This window comes from [Borrelia] finlandensis, from assembly GCF_000181875.2.
In the GTDB taxonomy this organism is placed as follows: Bacteria; Spirochaetota; Spirochaetia; order Borreliales; family Borreliaceae; genus Borreliella; species Borreliella finlandensis.
Window position 1 is genome coordinate 123,550 of record NZ_ABJZ02000002.1, and the last position, 19,922, is coordinate 143,471.

Consider the following 19,922-nt stretch of genomic DNA (forward strand, 5'->3'; position numbering starts at 1 on the left):
CTAATTGGCAGCATTGCCAGCAATATTTAATATGTCCCAAGCTCTTGAGAAGGGTGGGGAATATGAGAAATCCATCATCCCCAGCTCTTTTGTTGTAAGTTTTGAATAGATTGCAATTGATAAAGCATGAATTCTTATTACGGCTCCATTTTTTCCTATTGCTTGTGCCCCAAGGATTATTTTGGTATTTTCCTCATAAATTAATTTAATATAAAGATCTTCTTGGCCTGGATAATAATTTGTATGATTTTTATCCTTTACAAAAATAGTTTTATATTTTATTTGGAACTTTTTTGCATCTTTTTCTGTAAGTCCTGTTCTTGCAGCTTCTAAAGATAGTATTTTAATTGAAGCTGAGCCCAATGTGCCTTTAAATGCCGTATGATTCCCAGCTAAATTTTCACCAACTATTCTTCCAAGTTTGTTGGCTGTTGTTGCCAAGGGTATGTATTCATTTTTTTTACTTACTATATTATAAATAGTTGCACAATCTCCTGCAGAAAAAATATTTTTTATGCTAGTTTCGCCGTACTCATTTACAATTATTGCTCCATTTTCAGTAGTTTTAAGCTGGTTTTCTAAAAATTCAGTATCAGGTTTTATTCCGGTAGCAAGTATAACAGCGTCAGCTTGATAAGTATTTTTGTTTGTTACTACTCCTTCTACCTTTTTTTCTCCTATTAAACTTTTTACAAACTCATTTGTATGAAGATCAATCCCTTTTTTTGTTAGTTCTTCTTCCATTATTGTAACTATTTCTTCGTCAAAGGAATCTATGAGTATGTGCTTATCTAGTTGAATTAATCTTACATTTTTTCTTTTATTTTTTGCTGCTTCTACCATTTCAATTCCAATGTATCCACCACCAATTATCACTATATTTTTAATCTCTTCTCTATCCATTAAATTTTTTATTTTTTGACCGTCTTCTAAATTTCTCAGCGTATGAAAATTTTCTAGATTGATATTATTGATTGGTGGAATAATAGGTTTTGCACCAGTTGCTATCATAAGTTGATCATAAGTATTGTTAAAAATGGTTCCTGTTTTTTGATTTTTTATTACAATTGTATTGTTTTTTGCATCTACCTTGATAACTTCATGGTTAGTTTTAACAGAGATTCCAGTTTTTTCGAATTCTTCTTGTGTTCTTAAAATCATTGTATTGGGGTTGTCAAAGAATCCCCCCACAAAGTAAGGCAGGCCACAGGTTCCAAAAGATACAATATTTGTTTTTTCATAGATAGTAATGTCTAGCTTTTTGTTTAAGCGGTTTGCTTTAGCTGCGGCACTAGTTCCTGCTGATGTGCCCCCAATAATTATTATTTTCATCATTGTTTTCCTATTTATTTGTTTTCAAGCTCTTTTTGGTTGTATATATTGTGGTTGAATTGTTTGAGCTGTTTAGCAGATATAACGCCTGCAAGCATTGAGCCTCCCACATTAACAGCTGTTCTTCCCATGTCAATTAAAGGCTCAACAGATATTACAAGTCCTACCAATCCCACTGGAAAGTTCATTGCTGAGAGCACCATTAGTGAGGCTGTTGTTGCGCCTCCACCAGCTCCAGCAGCTCCAAATGAAGTTATTATTATTAATCCAATAAGTGTGAGTATAAATGAAATATCTGTAGGGTTTATTCCCTGAGTTGGTGCTATCATTATTGCAAGCATAGCGGGGTGTAGTGCTGCACAACCATTTTGCCCAATTGATGTTCCAAAGGAGCTTGATAAATTTGCTATTCCTTCGCTTACTCCCAGATTTTTAGTTTGAATTTCTATATTAATAGGTATGGTTGCAGCACTTGATCTAGATATGAATGCAAATGATAGTGCTGGGAATATTTTTTTTATAAAAGTAATTGGGTTTAATTTATTTATTGCAATTAATGTCATATGCATAAGAAATGTAAGACCTATGGCAATGTAGGAAGCAATTACAAATTCTCCAAGCTTTATTATGCTTTTGATTTCGCTGGTTGCTGTAATTTTTGTCATTAAAGCTAATATAGCATAAGGCGTTAGCTTTAAAATTAAAGTTACTACACCTAATATTATGTCTTGGAGTGTTAATATTATTTTTTTAAAAAATTCTATTGATTCTGGCTTTTTGATAGATGTTTTAAGGGCGGCTATTCCTATGATAGCTGAAAATATCACGACCCCTATGGTTGAGTTTTTTCTAAGCCCTGCAAAATCTTCAAATATATTTTGTGGAATAAGATCTGTGATTTTTTTTGTGATTGTTGTTTGATTTAATATTTCAAGGCCTTTTTCCAATTTTTCACTTTGTAAAATTTCGATGGTTCCCGCTTGTAGTCCTTCGGCTGTTAATCCCAATGCTAAAGCAGTGAAAATGCCAATTATGGCAGCAATACCTGCTGTAAATACTAGTGTTAATATTACAAGTAGGCTCATTTTCCCAACATCTTTACTATTGGTTAGTTTTATTATTGCAGAGATTATTGATGTTATTATTAAGGGGATTATAATCATTTTAAGGAGCCTTACGTATCCATCGCCCAAAATACTTATCCAATTTATAGTTTCGTTTGTTATTTCTGAATTTGTTCCATAAAAATATTGAATGGTCATTCCAAATACTATTCCGATTGCTAACGCTATAAACACCCTTTTTGTAAAAGAAACATTTTTTCTTTTACAAAGATAAACTATGCTTATTAGAATAAGCATTATTATAATATTGATTAATGTATATAATATACTTATTTTATCCATTATTACCTCTTATATAAGCTTAGTGCATTCTTTTTTTAAACTTAAGGCGGTATATTCAAAAATTAATTAATCTTGTTTTAGAATTTTTTTAGAATAAGATTCTATTACTTCATCTTTAAAATTGTCATTTTTTAAAATTTGATTTGCAATAATTTTTCCTAGCTGAACTCCTTCTTGGTCGAATGAGTTTATATTTAATAAAAATCCCTCAAACATTACTTTATTTTCATAATGGGAGAGTATTGCTCCTATTGCATAAGGTGTTAATTCTTTTGAATATATTAGTGCAGAAGGCCTTTCACCTTGGAAATTTTTATTTTTATTGTTATTTTCTTTACCTTTTGAAAATGCTATTATTTGGGCTATTAAATTTGCTTTTAATTTATCATTGCTTGAGCTGTTATTAGATATTACATCTTCTTTAAGTTGTGTTTCATTAAAACCTATGAAATCCATTGGAACTATATCTGTTCCTTGGTGAAGCATTTGAAAGAATGAGTGTTGAACATCTGTTCCAATGCCTCCCCAAATTATTCTTACAGTTTTGTAGTTTATTGTTTCATTAAATCTGTTTACACTTTTTCCATTACTTTCCATTTCAAGTTGTTGTAAATGAAGATAAAAATTTTCCATTGCTTTAGAATAAGCAATGATGCAGTTGCTACTGTAATTTAGAACATTTCTTTCATATATGCTAATTAGTGCTGCTAAGAGAGATGCATTGTCTTTTACGTTTTTGTTTAATGATTTTTTGTCAGCCTCATTGGCTCCTTTTAGAATTTCTTTTGCAATTTTTTCTGTGAAGCAAAGAGTAAGCAGTGTAAGTCCAACTGCTGATGTTGGAGAGAATCTTCCACCTATTGAGTCATGCATGAAGAAATATTCAAGATATCCTTTTTCCTCTATTGCCAACATGCTATTTTTTAGTGTTATAATGACCATTTGTTTTTTGTATTCTTTTATGCCATTTAATTTTAATTTGTTTATTAAGAATTGCATATTAGCTTTAGTTTCTAATGTATTTCCACTTTTTGAGACAATAATAAAAAGCGTTTCATCAACATTAATGCTATTTAATACTTCTTCTGATTCGTCTGGATCAATGTTTGAAATAAAATAACCATGCATTAGGGCTAGATTGTGTTTTTTTGCATAATTTTTTATTGAGCTGTAAAGAGCTTTTGGTCCCAGGCTAGACCCACCAATTCCTATTTGAACTACATTTTTAAACTTTTTACCATTTGAACTTTTAATGTTCCCAGAATGAATTTGCTTTGCAAAATTATATATTTTTTCAAGTTCTGATTGAAAAAACTCTCTCATATTTTCTTTATTGTCTTCTATTACGTCCTTACCAATTTGCCCTCTTGTAAGGTGATGCAGGACTTTTCTATTTTCACTAATATTGATCTTTTCCCCATCAAGCACTTCTTTATATTTTTCTATTAAATTTGCTTCATCGCTTAAATTTTGAAAAATTTTAAGGTGGGTTTCATTAATTTGTTTTGAAGCATAGTTATAATGTACACTATCTCCTTCTATTGTAATGTCGTATTCCTTTATTCTTTTTCCAGTTAATGCCGTTTTGAGCATTTCTGGAGCAATACATTCAAGGATTTTAAAATTTTCAAGTTCATTAAGATTTTTGTAATTTAACATAAACACACCTCTTTATTATGATTTAAATTTTTCTATTTTTTCTTTTACACATGTTTTTAATTTTTAAGATAATAAATTTAAGGAATCTTATTATTATATTGCTTTCAGAATAAATTTTTAAGTAAGCTTCTCCCTCGTTTGCCTCGCTTCTTGTAAATGATTTTCTAACATTATTCTCATCAAGTTCAATTTCAAGTAAAGTTTTTTTGTTTTCAATTGAGATTACCTTTACTTCAACTTCTTTATAGCCTATTTCTTTTAAGGCCTGATATCTTCTAAGTCCTGCTATCAAGTTTTTATTTTTATCTATTATTATTGGATAAATTAATCCATGTTTTATAATACTGTTTTTAAGAGTTTCAATGTCTCCTATATTTTTTCTAATTCTTTTTTTTATTTTTATTTGATCGATATCTATTAACATATTGTTTTAATCCAATTGGATATCTTCTCCGTTGACGTCTTTATTGTTAATTTTTTCATTTTCATTGTTGTTTGAATTTAATTCTTTTGTGCTTTGTGTTTCTATGTTTGTTTCATTAACAATGACTTCGTCTTTAATTTCTTTAGTGTTTTCAATAAGCATTTCCTGGTTATTATTGTTATTCGCTGGATCTTGTTGTGAGTTTTTATTTTCTATTTCATTTAAGGGTTCTTTAATGTTCATTTCTATTTCATCTTCATTTTTATTTTCTTCATTATCATTAATGCTCTCAAGATCATTATTATTATTGTTATTAAAGCTTTCAAGATTATTATCAAGATATTCAAATTCAGGAGTGTCAAAATTTATTTCATCGTTATTATTAATCTCATCAATTCCATATATATTAAATTCTATTGTATTTTTAAATTCTTGTTTATTTTCATAATATTTTGATTTTTCAACTGGCTGGGTGCCGGAAATAAATAGTTCATTTATTATTTTTTCATCAGCAATTTCTTCTGGTAGTAGGCCCGTTTCTGCTTGTACGGGGATGCTAATTATTCCTGCAGGTTTTACAAAAACTTTTTTGGGTAAGTTTTTGTGATATTCTGCCATAAATTCTCCCCAACTAGGCCCCGCCAATCCTGTTCCTGTTCCAGATATTCCCAGTGAATATCCTTTTTTGTCAAATCCAACCCAAAATGCTGTTGTTATATAAGGAGAGTATCCTATTGCCCATCCGTCTGCCCAATTTTGTGTTGTTCCCGATTTTCCAGCAATGTCTGATTTAAAATTTTTGAGATTTGTATATCTTTGATTTGCTAGGGTTCCGTATTGAATTGTTGATTTCATCATATCTGTGATTATATAAGCGGTTTGAGGAGATACTATTTGAGTTTGGTGTTCTTTGTTTTTTATTTTAGCCAATATGCTTGCTTCTTCATTTGTTATTATTCTTCCAGCTCTGTCTTCAATATATCTTATCCCATAAGGTTCGATTTCGCTACCACTATTTCCTAAAATTGCAAAGGCTCTTGCCATTTGGATTGGAGAAACCGATATTACACCTAGCGCTAGTGGATAAACTTTTGGAAACGTTTTTTCTATTTCTTTTGGATCTGTTATTCCTAGTAGTTTTGAGGAGTAGCTAATTGCAGAGTCAAAGCCTAGCCTGTCTAATATTCTTAATGCCGGAATATTTAAGGACAAAGCCAATGCTTGGCGCGTTAAAACGTTACCTCTCCATTTGCCACCATAATTTCCCGGAGCATAAACTTCTCCGTTTTTATTTAGAAATGCTACTGGAGAGTCTGAAAACATTGTGGCAGCTGTTATCTTTTTTAGATCAATTGCGGCTGCAAAATATAATGCTTTGAATGCACTTCCAGGCTGAACTTTTGCTTGTGTGGCTCGATTAAATTCATTGTCTTTAGTATGTCCACTTCCCCCAACCATGGCTCTTATTGCTCCACTTGTTGTATCTATTGCTATCATTGCTCCTTCAGGCTGTGCAATAAGTTTTGGTGTTAATTTATTTTTGATAATATATTCTTTTGTTGCCTTATCTATTTTATCAATTCCAAGTATAGCTCCAAAACTTGCAATTAGATCAATATTGTCTTCGTAAAATTTTCTTTTTCTCAGTTTTTTATATTGTCTTCCATTTATTCTTAAATTTTTAATTCCCAATAAATCTGATATTGCATCTACTACAGGGACAATTTCTGAATTAATGATTATTGTTTCAGATGATCTATTTAAATTGTGCATTGTTCTTGCTTTATTAATCATATCGTTTGTAACTTTATCTGCATATTTTTGTGCCTCAAGATCAAGGGTTGAATATATTGAGTATCCATCTTTATATATGTTTGCACCATCTGGTAAATATTTTAGTATTTTTTGCCTTATATATTCAGAGAAATAAGGAGCTTGGTCTTTTTTGTTTGAAATTGCAGATGTATCAGCCATTCTGGTCCAATCATAATTTTGCCAGTATCCATTAAATTCTTTTTCAGCAATTTCAGCCTTGACTATTCCATTTGATACAACTTGGTTTAAAACTGCGCGCTGTATTTTTTTTGAAAATTCTGGATTATAAAGAGGTGAATAAAGTTTTGCGTTTGGAAGCTGGATTATCATCATCACAGATTCTGCTGTATTGATTTTATTTACACTTTTGCCAAAAAAGAATTTTGATGCTGCAACTATTCCATAATTTCCGTTTCCAAAATAAACTTTATTAAGGTACTTCTCTAGTATTTCGTACTTTGAGAGTTTTTTTTCAAGTTGAATTGCCCACCATATTTCATGTAATTTTCTCAAAATAGATCTTCTTGCTTGATTTGTGTAGAGAAGTTTTGCAAGTTGTTGGGTTAATGTGCTGCCGCCTGAAAAATATCTGCCAAGAACAATATTAAATGCGGCTCTAAATATTCCTATCAAGGAAAAACCTCGATGAGAAAAAAAACCAATATCTTCCCGTATTAAAAGCGTATTAATTAGATTGTCAGGCATTTTTCTCAAAGGCATTAATTCTCTATTCTCATCAGATATAAATTGAGTTATTTGTTTTCCATTAATATCTAAAAGTCTTGAAGGAACTGCTGGATTTACATATCCGAAATTTTTATCTTTTTGTATGTTTATAGTCTTAGATACTGCTAATGAGAGTGTGATAATAGAAAAGCTGACTGCGAAATATGTTAAATATATAAGCAGCCTATGCGCATTTATTTTTTTCAAATTAGGGCTATTCAATTTCATACTTTTTACTAAAGTATACTATAAGTGCATAAGAATTAATAATGTTATGGGTTGATTGTTATAGTGTAAAATTATTGTTATAATTTTACACTATATAAACAGCATTTTGTAAGTTTTGTTAATTGAAAGATGCTGTGAGAGGTGGATGATGGTATGTTTTTGATTTTAAGAGTAGATTTGTTGATTTTTGGCTAAGCGTGTTTATAGCTTAATTGTTTTAAACTTTTTTATTTGCGTAAAACTGTTTAAAACAATTTGAAGCTTTGTTTAGTATTTTTATATTCAAAAAAAGGAGAAAGGAGAGGTTTATGCTTTTATCTAGAAAAATAAGAGATTATGGGGCTAAGTATAGGGGTAAAGAGATTAAAATGAGCACAGAGATAAATAGTTTTTTAAATCTTCGCAATACTATCGAGATGAGAATAGGCTCTTATACTGCTTTTGGGGTAATTTATTCTATTTCTATGGATTCTCTTAAGCTTATTTTTCAAGAAGATACGGTATTGCCCGCTTTGGCTAAAAATAAAAATTTAGGCTCTATTCAACTTAAGAAAAATTCAGATTCTAAGAGTAGTGCAGCTTTTTCCCCTTTTTTGTCTGTGAAACTATTGAGTGCTTCTGCTTATTCTTCTTTAAATAAAGAATACAATTTATTAACATTGGAATTTTTATCTCCTGCACCAGAAGAGATTGCTATTAAAGTTGGAAAGCTTCTTGATTTAAAGCTTGGGCAAAATCAGAGAATTCATGAGAGGATTATTATTGATAAAGATTCTATTAGAAAGCTAAAAATTGATTCTGATAAAGCTTTTATCAAGTTTAATGGAGCAAAACATAAATGCTTAATAAAAGATTTATCTTATGGGGGCGCTTTAGTAATTTCTTCTTTTGATTATGGGGATGTCGAGGAAGACGCAATTGATTTGATTTTTAGTTTTGAATTTATAGATGGAGAAATTTTTATTGAAGGTAAATCAAAAAGCTTAAGCGTTATTCAGACGCCCAGCGGAAAGGTTTTTGCGCTTGGTATTGCTTTTGATGAAGACAAAATACCACTTGAGTATACTATGTTAATCCATGATTATTTCAATTAATCAAAGGATTGAAATTTTTCTTATGTGATTATGGGAAAATTTATTTGTAATATTTAAATTTAAGTCTTCTTGGTTGTATTTGCTGGTTTTGTTCGGGTTGGGGAGGAGAGGTGTGGTGTGTTTTAGTCTTTTGCTTTTGGCTTTAGGATTATTTTTTGTTAATGAATCTATTTGAACTAGCTTTTTTGATTCTATTGTTTATTGAATGTCCAAGTTCTTCGTCTTTTAAGAATTCACTAAGTATTTGTTTGTAGTTGTTTTCAGAATTTACCAACTCTTTGTAAAGATTTTGTGCATATTCCTCAAGAGTGTTAAATACTGTAATATTTTTTTTATCCCAAAAAAAATTAAATAAATAGGATTTTAGAGTAGCTTTTGTGATAAGTATTTTTGTATCTTTGTTTAAATATCTTCTTATGTTATCTTGACTTTTAAATAAATAAACGGGAATTTTTGGCTTGTAGTGTTCTATTATGTTTCCGGGTGATTTTTCTAGTTCTATTTTTGTTTCTGCGTAATTTACCGTATATTTTCCTTGAAGTTCATTTTCTATCATTTTTTTTGTTATTGCGCCTGGTCTTAATATCAGTACGTTATCTTTTAGGTCAAACCCAACCACAGTTGATTCGATTCCAATATTAAAGTCTTTGTTCTCTTCCGGTTTTATTATTCCTCTTACAAGCCCATTTAATTCTTTCAAGGCCATTTCGAAATTTGTTGAGCTAGGTCTTTTTGATATATTCGCAGACGGTGCTACTAGGGGGACTTTAGATGCTTTTATTAGGCTTAAAGCTGTTTTATTTGCAGGAATTCTTATTGCCACTGTGTCTAGGTTTCCACTTACAAATCTAGATATTTTTATTGATTTTTTAAGAACATAAGTTAAAGGGCCTGGACTAAATTTTTTGATTAGCATGAGGGCACTTTTGGGAATATATTCTGATAATTCTTTTATTTTTTTTACCGTATCAACGTGTACTATTAAAGGATTGTTGATGGGCCTTTTTTTTACTAAAAAAATCATTTTTACAGCATCTTCATTGTAAGCATTTGCGCCAATTCCGTAAACTGTTTCTGTTGGGAATACTACAAGTTCTCCCATTTTGATAAGTTTTGCTGCTTTTTGTATTTGGCTGCTGCTAATTATTTCTGTTGATATCATTTTTTAGACTTTTTTCTTTTTATAATTAAATCAAAAAAAATGTAAATAAGCAATTTGCAAGCTTAATTGTTTGTTGAAATATGTTTTTATATTATAATAAACATTATGAGAAATTTAATTGATGCCATCTTAAGAGATAATAAAAACTTTGTTTTTCTCTTTGTATTTTTTTTTATTGCTTCTCATTTAAATTCTGCCACAGTGGGCCTTGCTTCATGGTATGGCGAAGCTTTCCATGGCAAAACTACTGCTAATGGCGAAAAATTTGATATGATGGCGCTTACTGCTGCTCACAAAGAATTGCCCTTTAATACTACTGTAAGGGTTACAAATCTTTTAAACAATAGATCAGTTGTTGTAAGAATTAATGATAGAGGGCCTTTTAGGAAGGATAGAATAATCGATTTGTCAAAATATGCCGCTGAGAAGCTTGATTTTTTAGGAATAGGGGTTGCTCCTGTAAAAATTGAAGTGATTGAAGGTCCGAATGAAAAAAGACCTTCTGTATCAAAATCTAGTGACTTTAAAAAAACATTTAATATTCCTGAGGTTAAAGAAGAAAAGAAAACCAAGCAATCAGACGAAAATATTTCTGTTGAAAATAAATCCAAAGATTTATTGGCAGATTACTCAGTTTATGCTGACAAAGAAACAGATTTTTACATACAAGTTGGATCTTATAGGAAAAAAGATTACGCCGACAGGGCTTATCGAATATTAAAAAAAGCGGGTCTTTTTGTTGTAGTAAATTCTCATGGGCCGTTTTATACCGTTTTTATCCCTACTAATGCCGATGATGTTCAAAAAAATATAGAGCTTATTAAATCTGCCGGATATAAAGATACTTTAATAAGAAAAACCAAGGTTCCAGGCGAGAGCCTTATTATGGATTGATTTTTTAAATTATTTTTTTATTAAAATTATTTATTAACTTTTTAAAATTTTATGATTATGTCCTTTATTGCCGGTCCTTTTATAGTATTTTTTTATTTTAAAAATTGCAATATTATTTTTGGAAATTTAAATTTATTAAACGACTGTTTTACTTTGCTTAAATTTGTATTTTATTATTATGTAGTTATTTTATGAAGTTTTTATTTGATATTCCTCTTCCAATTATGATTTTGGCTCCAATGGAGGATGTTACCGATACTGTTTTTAGAAATTTAATTCATTTAATAGGATCTACAGAAGGAGAACCTCATATTTATTTTACTGAATTTATTTCTACAAAAGGAATTTTAAATGGATCAAAACAATCTGTTCAACATATTTTTTTAAAACCCAATGAACTTAATAGGCCTTTAATTGCTCAGATTTGGGGCAATGTTCCTGAGCAATTTTATAGAGCAATAGAAATATTAGGGGGCATGGGGTTTTGGGGAATTGATATTAATATGGGTTGTCCTAAGAGTAAAATAATTAAAAAAGGAGTTTGTTCAGCTTTAATTAATAATAAATCTTTGGCTAAAGAGATAATTCTTGCAAGCAAAGAAGCTTGTGCAAGATTTAATTTGCCTCTTAGTATTAAGACCAGGCATGGATTTTCATATCCAGAAGTTGATGATTGGCTGGGGTTTTTGTTAGGCCTTGAAATTGATATGTTAACGGTTTATCCAAGACTTGCTGTTAATCAGAGCAAAGGTCCTGTTAATTTTGATATTTTTTATGAACTTGTTAAATTACGAAATAATCTTAGTCCTTCTACTCTGATTATTGGAAATGGGGATGTTTTGAGTCTCAAGGAAGCTAGATATTATGTTGATAAATATTTAATTGATGGAATTATGTTTGGTCGTGGAATTTTTGATAATTTGAATTTATTTAAGCCCTTTTCAAAACACTTTTTAGATAGTAATTTAAATTTTAGGTTAAATATATTAAAATTCCATATAAAGGATTTTCATGCTACTTGGGGACTTGAAAAAGATTTTAATAAACTTAAAAAATATTTTAAGATATATTTTACTGAGAAGGAAAGACAGAGTAAGTATTTCTCAAATCTTATAAATTCAAAAACTTATAAAGAGCTTTTTGAAAATTTAAAAGTTATTGACATGGTAGGAGATTTTTAAACGATGAATTGTAGACCTCTTGAAAAATATGATCCTAAGGCATTTGAAGATGAAATTTACACCAAGTGGCTTAAAAACAATGTTTTTTTGCCAGATAATTCTTTATTTGAAAAATTTAGTATGGTTGCGCCTCCTCCTAATGTTACTGGCGTGTTGCACATGGGGCATGCTCTTAATTTTGTTTTGCAAGATATTCTTGTAAGGTATAAAAGAATGAAAAGACACAATACTTTGTGGCTTTTTGGCACAGATCATGCAGGAATAGCAACGCAGGCTGTTTTTGAAAGACATCTTAAAAAGATTGGTAAAAGCAAAGATGATTTTGAAAGAGAAGAGCTTGTTCAAGAAATTTTTAAATTAAAAGATAGGCATAGAGGGATAATTGTTAATCAGATAAACAAACTTGGGGCGTCTTATGATCACTCAAGAGAAAGGTTTACTCTTGATGAGAGTCTTTGTAAGGCTGTTAACAAGGTTTTTAAGGACTTGTATTTTAAGGGGTTGATTTATAGGGGCGAGTATCTTGTTAATCTTGATCCTGGATCTGGGAGTGTTGTTAGCGACGAAGAGATTGAATACAAAGAAGTTGATGGTAAGCTTTATTTTGTTAAGTATTTTATTGATAACTCTTCTTTTATTGAGGTTGCAACAACTAGGCCTGAGACAATGTTTGGGGATACTGCTATTGCTGTTAATCCTAATGATGAGAGATATAAGTCTTTAGTTGGCAAAGAAGTTACAATTCCTTTGACAACTAAAAAGATAAAAATTATTGCAGATTTTTATGTTGACAGCGCTTTTGGTACTGGGGCTTTAAAAGTTACTCCTGCGCACGATCCTAATGATTTTGAAATTTCAAAAAGGCATAATATTTCTAAGGTCAATATTTTAACTCAAGATGGAAAGCTTAATAAAAATGTTCCTTTGCAATACCAAGGATTAAGTGTGAAAGATGCAAGATTTAAAATTGAGACAGAATTAATGGAAAAGGGTTTTTTGCAAGATGTTAAGAAGCATAGACAACAGGTTGGGCATTGTTATCGGTCAGGTGAGGTTATTGAACCTTATTTGTCTACTCAGTGGTTTGTGAGAATGAAGCCTTTAGCAGACAAAGCTTTAAAGGCTTTACAGAATGGCGAATTAAAATTTTATCCTAAAAAGTGGGAAAATACATATAAACATTGGTTATCAAATATTAGAGATTGGTGTATATCAAGACAGCTTGTTTGGGGACATAGAATACCGGTTTGGTACAATGTTGATACATCTGAACTTATTGTTAGTGATACTGATCCTTCTTTAGATGAAAAAAATATGGGGAAGAGATTTGTTCAAGATCCAGATGTTCTTGATACTTGGTTTTCTTCTTGGCTATGGCCTTTTTCTTCGCTTGGATGGCCCAATGTTGATGTTGATTTTAAAAATTATTATCCAACAAATACCTTAATAACAGCTTACGATATAATATTTTTTTGGGTTGCAAGAATGGTGATGGCAGGATTAGAATTTACAGGGCAAGTTCCTTTCAAAGATGTTTATATCACACCTCTTTTGCGTGACAAACAAGGTAAAAAAATGTCAAAGTCCTTAGGCAATGGAATAGATCCTCTTGATATTATTAATGGGTATGGAAGTGATTCTTTGCGGTTTACTTTATCCTTTTTGTCTGTTCAAGGTCAAGATTTGAATATTGACGCTAAAGATTTTATGTTTGGGGCTAAGTTTGCAAACAAAGTTTTTAATGCTTCCAAATTTATTCTTTTAAATTTAAAAAATAGAGAAATATTAAATGATTTGAAATTTAACGACATTGACAAATGGCTGCTTACAAGCTTAAATTCGACTATTCTTGGTGTAGAGTCTTCTTTTGCAAATTATAAATATAATGAAGCTTCAAAATTTGTTTATGAGTTTTTTTGGAATGATTTTTGTGATTGGTATATTGAAATTAGCAAAATTGATTTAAATAATGAAAATATTGATATTCAAAATATGGCTATTTCTAAGTTGCTATTTTTTCTTAAAAAAGCATTATTAATTTTGCATCCGTTTATTCCTTTTGTTACAGAAAAAATTTATTCTGAATTTTCAGAAAAGGAAGATATTTTGGCTTTAAATGAATATCCAAATTTTGATATTACCAATAATTTTCAAGAAGAATTTGAAAGTTTTAAAGTATTGAAAACTTTTATTATAGCTATTAGAACGCTTAAGAGCGAATTTAATATACCTGCTAGCGTTGAAATTGATGTTGCTTTGAAGTTTGATGCTGATTTTAAATATGAGGCATACTTTAAGGCTAATGAAAGTATTGCAAAAAGAATGATTAACTTTAAAAATATATTTTACAATGAAAATTGTGATGGTATGCTTGGTGTAGCTGCAGTTGGTTTTGAAATTTATGCAGATGTTAAGTCATTGATAGATAAAACCAAAGAGTTGATAAGGCTTGAAAAGCAGCTTGAAAAGTATAAAATGCTCAATATTTCTGTTTCAAAGAAACTTGAAAATAAGAATTTTTTAATGAATGCTCCTAAGGAAATTGTTGAATCTGAAAAATTAAAATTTGTAGAATTTTCTTCTTTAATTAATAAAATAAATAATTATATTATTAATTTAAAAAATCTGTAAAAAGATTGAAAAATTATTATGTAATGAAATTGGTTATGGTTAGTTTTTAAACAAAATGCTGTTAGAAATAGCATTTTGAATTTTTAATTGTCATTTAATATTTGAGAAGATAAGAAGTTTGAATCTTGTAGCTTCGTAAAGCTGTTTATTATTACTGATACATCTTCTTCTTTAATGTAAATTGATGGAAACGTTTTTCTTTGATCAAATAGGAAATTGAAATCAAGAATTAAATAAATTTGATTGTTTTTTCGAGTTACACTTAGCTTTAACTCAAAATCATCATCGTCTTTGTATCGTTTATAGGGATTTTCTTTAATCATTTTTGTCTCTAATAATATGATTTCATTTTCTTTAATTTTTTTTGGTCTGCTATCAAATAAGCTTAGACTTTTGATTATATTACTAGTATTTAAAAGATTAAAAAAGTTGAAATTTCTTCTATATCCGTTTTCTTTTAGGATAAGCTTAACTTCTGAATCGTGATCTTTAATGTATGGTCCGTTATGTTCAATTTCAATAATGCCTTCAAGGCTTGCATTATTTAGAACTTCGGAATATTTTTCTTTTTTTATTAGTATATCTTGTATAAAGAACAAATCTTTGATTGTGTCTTTTGCAAAAACATAATTATTAGATATTAAAAAGATTAATACCATAACAAATAATTTTTTTGTCATTAAAATTCTCCTTGTGTCATTTGGTAGTATATCATACTTGTTGGGATTTTTTTAACGACTTATGTTAAAAATAAATTTTTAATTTTTTTGAGCTTTTATCATATGTCTTTTATTTCCAAATCCTTTTTCTATGTAAATGTATTTAAAATTAGCAAGTTTTAGGCCATCTTTTACAATTCTTGCAGAGGAAAATGTTGAAAGCTTGCATTCTGGACTGCTTTTCTCAGAAATTAAATTAAATATTTCATTGCTCCACATTTCAGGATTTTTTTTGGGATTAAATCCGTCTAAAAACCAGTATTCTACATTTTCAGGAATTTCTTTGATTTTTATTTTGGCGTCTCCAATTAAAATTTTTAAATTAACATTTTCTGTTATTTTTAGTTTTAAATTTTTTTTTGGAATTTTAGGATAATTTTTCAACATTAATTTAAAATAAGCGGTTTCTTTAGCAAAGAACTTTGAAATTTGCATTATTGTTTTTTTTTCGAGTGGAAATTTTTCTATAGAATAATAATTAATTTTTGAGGTTATGTTGTTTTCTTTTATGAATTTTAAAAGACATATAAAGTTTAATCCTGTTCCAAATCCCAACTCTGCTATTAAAATATTTTTTTTTGTTTTTAATTCTAAATCTAAATTGCAACCTTTAATAAATGTATAAAAACTCTCTTCAATTCCCTGCTTTGGATTGTAATAGATGTCATCGAATTTGCTTGAATATATGGTATTTTCTTTAAAAATTGGCTTTTTCATTTAATTTTATTTTTTCAAGCTTACAGAATTTTGTAAGCTTGAAATTTTTAATTTGATTGATCAGAATAATAAGTTTTTATGTATAAATTTGTAATTTTTATTAAATATTTCATAAAAATTAAAGCTAAGTAGCTAAACTTAGCTTTTTACTCTTCTATTATTGCAACTATTTCTTTTGCTTTTAGTATTAAATGTTCTTTGTTTTCAATTTTTACAGCAGCTCCTGCGTATTTTTCATAAAGCACAGTATCACCAACTTTTACAGTGATCTCTTCTTTGTTGGAGCCAATAGCTATAACTGTCCCAATATTTGTTTTTTCTTTTGCATTTTCTGGTATGTAAAGTCCTGAGATTGTTTTGCTCTCAGCTTCTTTGATTTTTATTAAAACTCTATCAGCCAACGGCCTAATATTTTTCATCTCAAACATCTCCTTATATAATAATATTAAATATACGAAAAAACTGAGAGTTGAGTCAATATATTTATATGGTGCTTGAAAATTAAATTAATTTTCAAGATAATTTTGTTATTAGAATATCAATTTAGGCAGGGTAATGGTTTGATAACTGTAAGTAATTTAGAAGTTGCATTTGGAGAGAGAGTTTTATTCAAAGATGTAAATATTAAATTTTCTCCTGGAAATTGCTATGGAATAATTGGTGCTAATGGGGCAGGAAAAAGCACTTTTTTAAAAGTATTAGGGGGAATGATTGAAGCTAGTAAGGGTGAAATATCTATCCCTAAAAATCAAAGAGTAGCAGCTCTTGAACAAGATCAATTTGCTTATGATGGATATAAGGTTATCGATACTGTTATTATGGGTCACAAAAGACTTTATTCTGTTCAAAAAGAAAAAGATGAAATTTATAGTAAGCTTGATTTTACTGATGAGGATGGAATTAGAGCTGGAGAGCTTGAAGCAGAATTTTCAGAGCTTGGAGGATACGAGGCTGAATCTGATGCAGCGGTTCTTCTTAAAGGTCTTGGAATAGATGAGGCAATTCATAATAATTTAATGGGTGATGTTGAAGGGGCTTTAAAAGTTAGAGTTCTTTTAGCTCAAGCACTTTTTGGAGATCCTGATGTATTACTTCTTGATGAGCCTACTAATAACCTTGATCTACAATCTATTAAATGGTTAGAAGAGTTTTTAATTAATTTTGAAAATACAGTTATTGTTGTATCTCACGATAGACATTTTTTAAATCAAGTTTGTACTCATATTGTTGACATTGATTATGGCAAGATTCAAGTGTATCTTGGAAATTATGATTTTTGGTATGAAACAAGCCAGATTTTAAACAAGCAACTAAAAGATGCTAAAAAGCGATCTGAAGATAAAATTGCTGAACTTAAGACATTTATTCAAAGATTTTCTAGTAATGCATCTAAGTCTAGGCAAGCAACATCAAGGAAAAAGTTGATTGAAAAAATAAAGGTTGAAGATTTAAAACCTTCTTCAAGGAAGTTCCCTTATGTTAATTTCAAAAGCGAAAGAGAACTTGGCAAGAATGTTCTTACAATTAAAAATTTAATAAAAGAATTTGAAGGGAATTTAATTTTAAATAAATTTAGTATTATTGTTGAGCCCCAGCAAAAGATTGTTTTTTTGGGAAATCCCATGTTTGCAACTTTTTTGTTTGATATTATTACAAATGAAGATAGAAATTATAAAGGTCATTATGAATGGGGATCTACTGTTAATTTTTCATATTTTAATAAAGATAATGGAAAATATTTTGATTTAGATTTAAATTTAGTCGATTGGTTGCGTCAGTATTCAAAAGAACAAGATGAAACTTATATTAGAGGATTTTTAGGTCGAATGCTTTTCAGCCAAGATGAAGCTTTAAAAAAGGTAAATGTTCTCTCAGGGGGAGAAAAAGTAAGATGCATGCTTGCTAAGGCTATGCTTAGCGGAGCTAATGTTTTAATACTGGATCAACCCACAAATCACTTAGATCTTGAGGCAATTACATCTTTAAATTCCGGGCTTAAAGAGTTTAAAGGAGTTGTTCTTTTTACATCACATGATCATCAATTTATAGATACTGTTGCTAATAGGATTATAGAGTTTACTCCTAACGGAATAATTGATCGATATATGACTTTTTCTGAGTATGTTGATGATGCTAAGATTAGGGATCTGAGAAATAATCTTTATGGCAATAATGCTGGTTTTAGGCTTTAGCAGTAGTTTTTTAGAAACTCAAAAGGTTTTTTATTTTGAGAGGTCTACTTTTCATATTTGTGTTTTCATCTTCTTTTTTAAGGCTTTATTCTGATATTAATTTATATTTTCAAAAAGCATTAACTGGTAAAGTTGCAGGCAATCCAATTATTGATGAAAAACGTGATACCATTACAGTTTTAACAAAAGATAGATGGTTGACTACTTATACAATGTCATTTGAAAAGAAATATTCTTATAGATTAAATAGAATGCCATATCCTTTTCTTTTGAAAGATTTTGATAATGGGTATTATGTTATTACAGTTAGAAATGAAGTTCAAAAGATCAGAAGAGGAAAACTCGTTTGGAAGTATAAGCTTGATTTTTCACCTTTGAGCTCTCCTGCCATAGGGAATGATAGCATTTTAGTTCCCCTTGTTAATGAAAAGGTTGTTTCTATTGATTTAAATAGCGGTAAAAAAATGTTTGAGGTTGACATAGGTGGTAGGCCTGCTACTTCTCCTGTAGTTTTTGATAATGGGGATTTTTGTATTGCAAGTGAAAATGATGAAATATTTTTGTTTGATTCTTTGGGTAATAAGAAATGGTTTTCCAGGTTAATTGCTTTCCCTTTTTTGTTAATGATAAATACAAAAAAAGAGGTAGTCGTTGGGCATAAGTCAGGGCATATTGTTGCTTATGGAAGAGATTTTGGGGAAGTTATTAGCTCTATTAAGTTGGATTTTCCTATTAATTTTTTGTTTGAAAAGTTTAATGGTGAATATGTCGCAATTTCAAATGTTGGTATGTTTTTTGATTTGAATAGAAACTTTAAGCTTAAATTTAAAAAAAAAATGAACTTTGAGATTGAGAAAGCTGTTCTTTATAATAATAGAAATCTTTTGATTTTAACCAAATCAAATGGAATTTTGTCTTTTGAAGAGGATTTTGATATATCTTTTTCAGATACTAAACTTAAGGGCTTGTCAGGGCTTAGTGCTAATTCAGGTATTCTTGTCTTAGGGGGAGATGATTGGGTTCTTAGTACTTATTATTACGAATACGACAGAGAGCTTGATGTTAGTGTTTGGAACCATTTTGGAGGCAATAAATATAATCAAGGCAGAATAGATTTAAAAGAAAAGCGTTTTGTAGATTATGATAAAAATTATTTACTTCTTGAAGAGATCCTTAATTCTAATTATAGTGATGCTGCTTATAATAAATTTTTAGAGATTTTGGATTTTCTTGCAGCTGAACATGGAAATTTTCCCGCAAAATATTTAAATTTATATGAAAAAGCTTTTAATGTGTGGCTTTTGCCAGAAAAGAGGTTTGATAGAATTGCTTCAAGGGGTAAGCTTTATAGATATTTTGTATATATTAATGATAAAGCCGCAATTAAGAGTTTTATTAATTTGGCAATTAGAGAGAGAGATATTAATAATATAATTACCATAGTCCAAACTATTACTAAATTTGAAAGTTATTATGGGCAAGATTGTATTATATATAATTACATCCAAAATATAGTGTTAAATTATCAGGGTAATTTAGAAATAGCTTATTCTGTGATTTTAAATTTGAGAAATATAATTTTAAATTCAACAGCCGAACTTCTTAAACTTTGTAAGCATAAGTATATAAAGTTATTAATGTTTATGAGGCGTCAAAATTTTTCTGAAAATATTAACAAGTACATTAATGAAATTATTTCAAGCATTCAAGATATTTCAAGTACCCAAGATTGAATTAGCTGT

General features: G+C 29.4%; 15 protein-coding genes. 6 read left to right on the top strand and 9 right to left on the bottom strand.

Annotation, left to right across the window (positions count from 1 at the left end):
* The 5 genes from BSV1_RS00870 to BSV1_RS00890 form a co-directional block, all read right to left on the bottom strand.
* Positions 1-1,332 carry a CoA-disulfide reductase gene (locus BSV1_RS00870; protein ID WP_008882235.1) on the bottom strand — a complete coding sequence of 444 codons (1,332 nt, stop codon included), beginning with the start codon at positions 1,330-1,332 and terminating at the stop codon, positions 1-3.
* 14 nt (positions 1,333-1,346) lie between these two features.
* The gene (locus BSV1_RS00875) at positions 1,347-2,738 is read right to left on the bottom strand and encodes an L-cystine transporter (RefSeq protein WP_008882245.1); all 1,392 of its coding nucleotides are present in this window, start codon (positions 2,736-2,738) and stop codon (positions 1,347-1,349) included.
* 66 nt (positions 2,739-2,804) lie between these two features.
* A complete protein-coding gene (locus BSV1_RS00880) occupies positions 2,805-4,397 on the bottom strand; it encodes a glucose-6-phosphate isomerase (RefSeq protein WP_008882186.1) in 1,593 nt (530 codons plus the stop codon).
* A 22-nt stretch (positions 4,398-4,419) separates the two neighbouring features.
* Entirely contained in the window at positions 4,420-4,821 is a 402-nt protein-coding gene (locus BSV1_RS00885) for a ParB N-terminal domain-containing protein (RefSeq protein WP_008882248.1), read from the bottom strand.
* A 6-nt stretch (positions 4,822-4,827) separates the two neighbouring features.
* Positions 4,828-7,590 (bottom strand): penicillin-binding protein 1A, encoded by a 2,763-nt coding sequence (locus BSV1_RS00890; protein WP_008882260.1) that lies wholly within the window; start codon positions 7,588-7,590, stop codon positions 4,828-4,830.
* 308 nt (positions 7,591-7,898) lie between these two features.
* Between BSV1_RS00890 and plzA the strand changes: the two genes are divergently transcribed.
* Entirely contained in the window at positions 7,899-8,684 is a 786-nt protein-coding gene (gene plzA / locus BSV1_RS00895; RefSeq protein WP_008882169.1) for a c-di-GMP-binding receptor PlzA, read from the top strand.
* Between the two features lie 148 nt (positions 8,685-8,832).
* Here plzA and BSV1_RS00900 read toward each other — a convergent pair whose 3' ends face one another.
* Complete coding sequence (locus BSV1_RS00900; RefSeq protein WP_008882228.1) at positions 8,833-9,846, bottom strand: L-threonylcarbamoyladenylate synthase; 1,014 nt, start codon at positions 9,844-9,846, stop codon at positions 8,833-8,835.
* A gap of 105 nt (positions 9,847-9,951) precedes the next feature.
* Between BSV1_RS00900 and BSV1_RS00905 the strand changes: the two genes are divergently transcribed.
* The 3 genes from BSV1_RS00905 (at position 9,952) to valS (ending at position 14,552) form a co-directional block, all read left to right on the top strand.
* Complete coding sequence (locus tag BSV1_RS00905; RefSeq protein ID WP_008882164.1) at positions 9,952-10,740, top strand: septal ring lytic transglycosylase RlpA family protein; 789 nt, start codon at positions 9,952-9,954, stop codon at positions 10,738-10,740.
* A 191-nt stretch (positions 10,741-10,931) separates the two neighbouring features.
* On the top strand, positions 10,932-11,921 hold the full coding sequence (locus tag BSV1_RS00910) for a tRNA-dihydrouridine synthase family protein (RefSeq protein WP_008882294.1): 990 nt from the start codon (positions 10,932-10,934) through the stop codon (positions 11,919-11,921).
* Between the two features lie 3 nt (positions 11,922-11,924).
* Complete coding sequence (valS, locus tag BSV1_RS00915; protein ID WP_008882213.1) at positions 11,925-14,552, top strand: valine--tRNA ligase; 2,628 nt, start codon at positions 11,925-11,927, stop codon at positions 14,550-14,552.
* Positions 14,553-14,635: 83 nt separating this feature from the next.
* On the opposite strand, the gene BSV1_RS00920 is transcribed toward valS, so the two are convergent.
* The 3 genes from BSV1_RS00920 to groES form a co-directional block, all read right to left on the bottom strand.
* A complete protein-coding gene (locus BSV1_RS00920) occupies positions 14,636-15,232 on the bottom strand; it encodes a hypothetical protein (RefSeq protein ID WP_008882274.1) in 597 nt (198 codons plus the stop codon).
* Between the two features lie 78 nt (positions 15,233-15,310).
* Positions 15,311-15,988 carry a tRNA (5-methylaminomethyl-2-thiouridine)(34)-methyltransferase MnmC2 gene (gene mnmC2 / locus BSV1_RS00925; RefSeq protein WP_008882207.1) on the bottom strand — a complete coding sequence of 226 codons (678 nt, stop codon included), beginning with the start codon at positions 15,986-15,988 and terminating at the stop codon, positions 15,311-15,313.
* Between the two features lie 146 nt (positions 15,989-16,134).
* On the bottom strand, positions 16,135-16,407 hold the full coding sequence (groES, locus tag BSV1_RS00930; protein ID WP_008882183.1) for a co-chaperone GroES: 273 nt from the start codon (positions 16,405-16,407) through the stop codon (positions 16,135-16,137).
* A 141-nt stretch (positions 16,408-16,548) separates the two neighbouring features.
* Between groES and BSV1_RS00935 the strand changes: the two genes are divergently transcribed.
* Together BSV1_RS00935 and BSV1_RS00940 are read left to right on the top strand one after the other, a co-directional pair.
* A complete protein-coding gene (locus BSV1_RS00935; RefSeq protein ID WP_002656991.1) occupies positions 16,549-18,180 on the top strand; it encodes an ABC-F family ATP-binding cassette domain-containing protein in 1,632 nt (543 codons plus the stop codon).
* Positions 18,181-18,215: 35 nt separating this feature from the next.
* Positions 18,216-19,913: a PQQ-binding-like beta-propeller repeat protein gene (locus BSV1_RS00940; protein WP_039949399.1), complete on the top strand. Its 1,698-nt coding sequence runs from the start codon at positions 18,216-18,218 to the stop codon at positions 19,911-19,913.
* Positions 19,914-19,922: the final 9 nt, after the last annotated feature.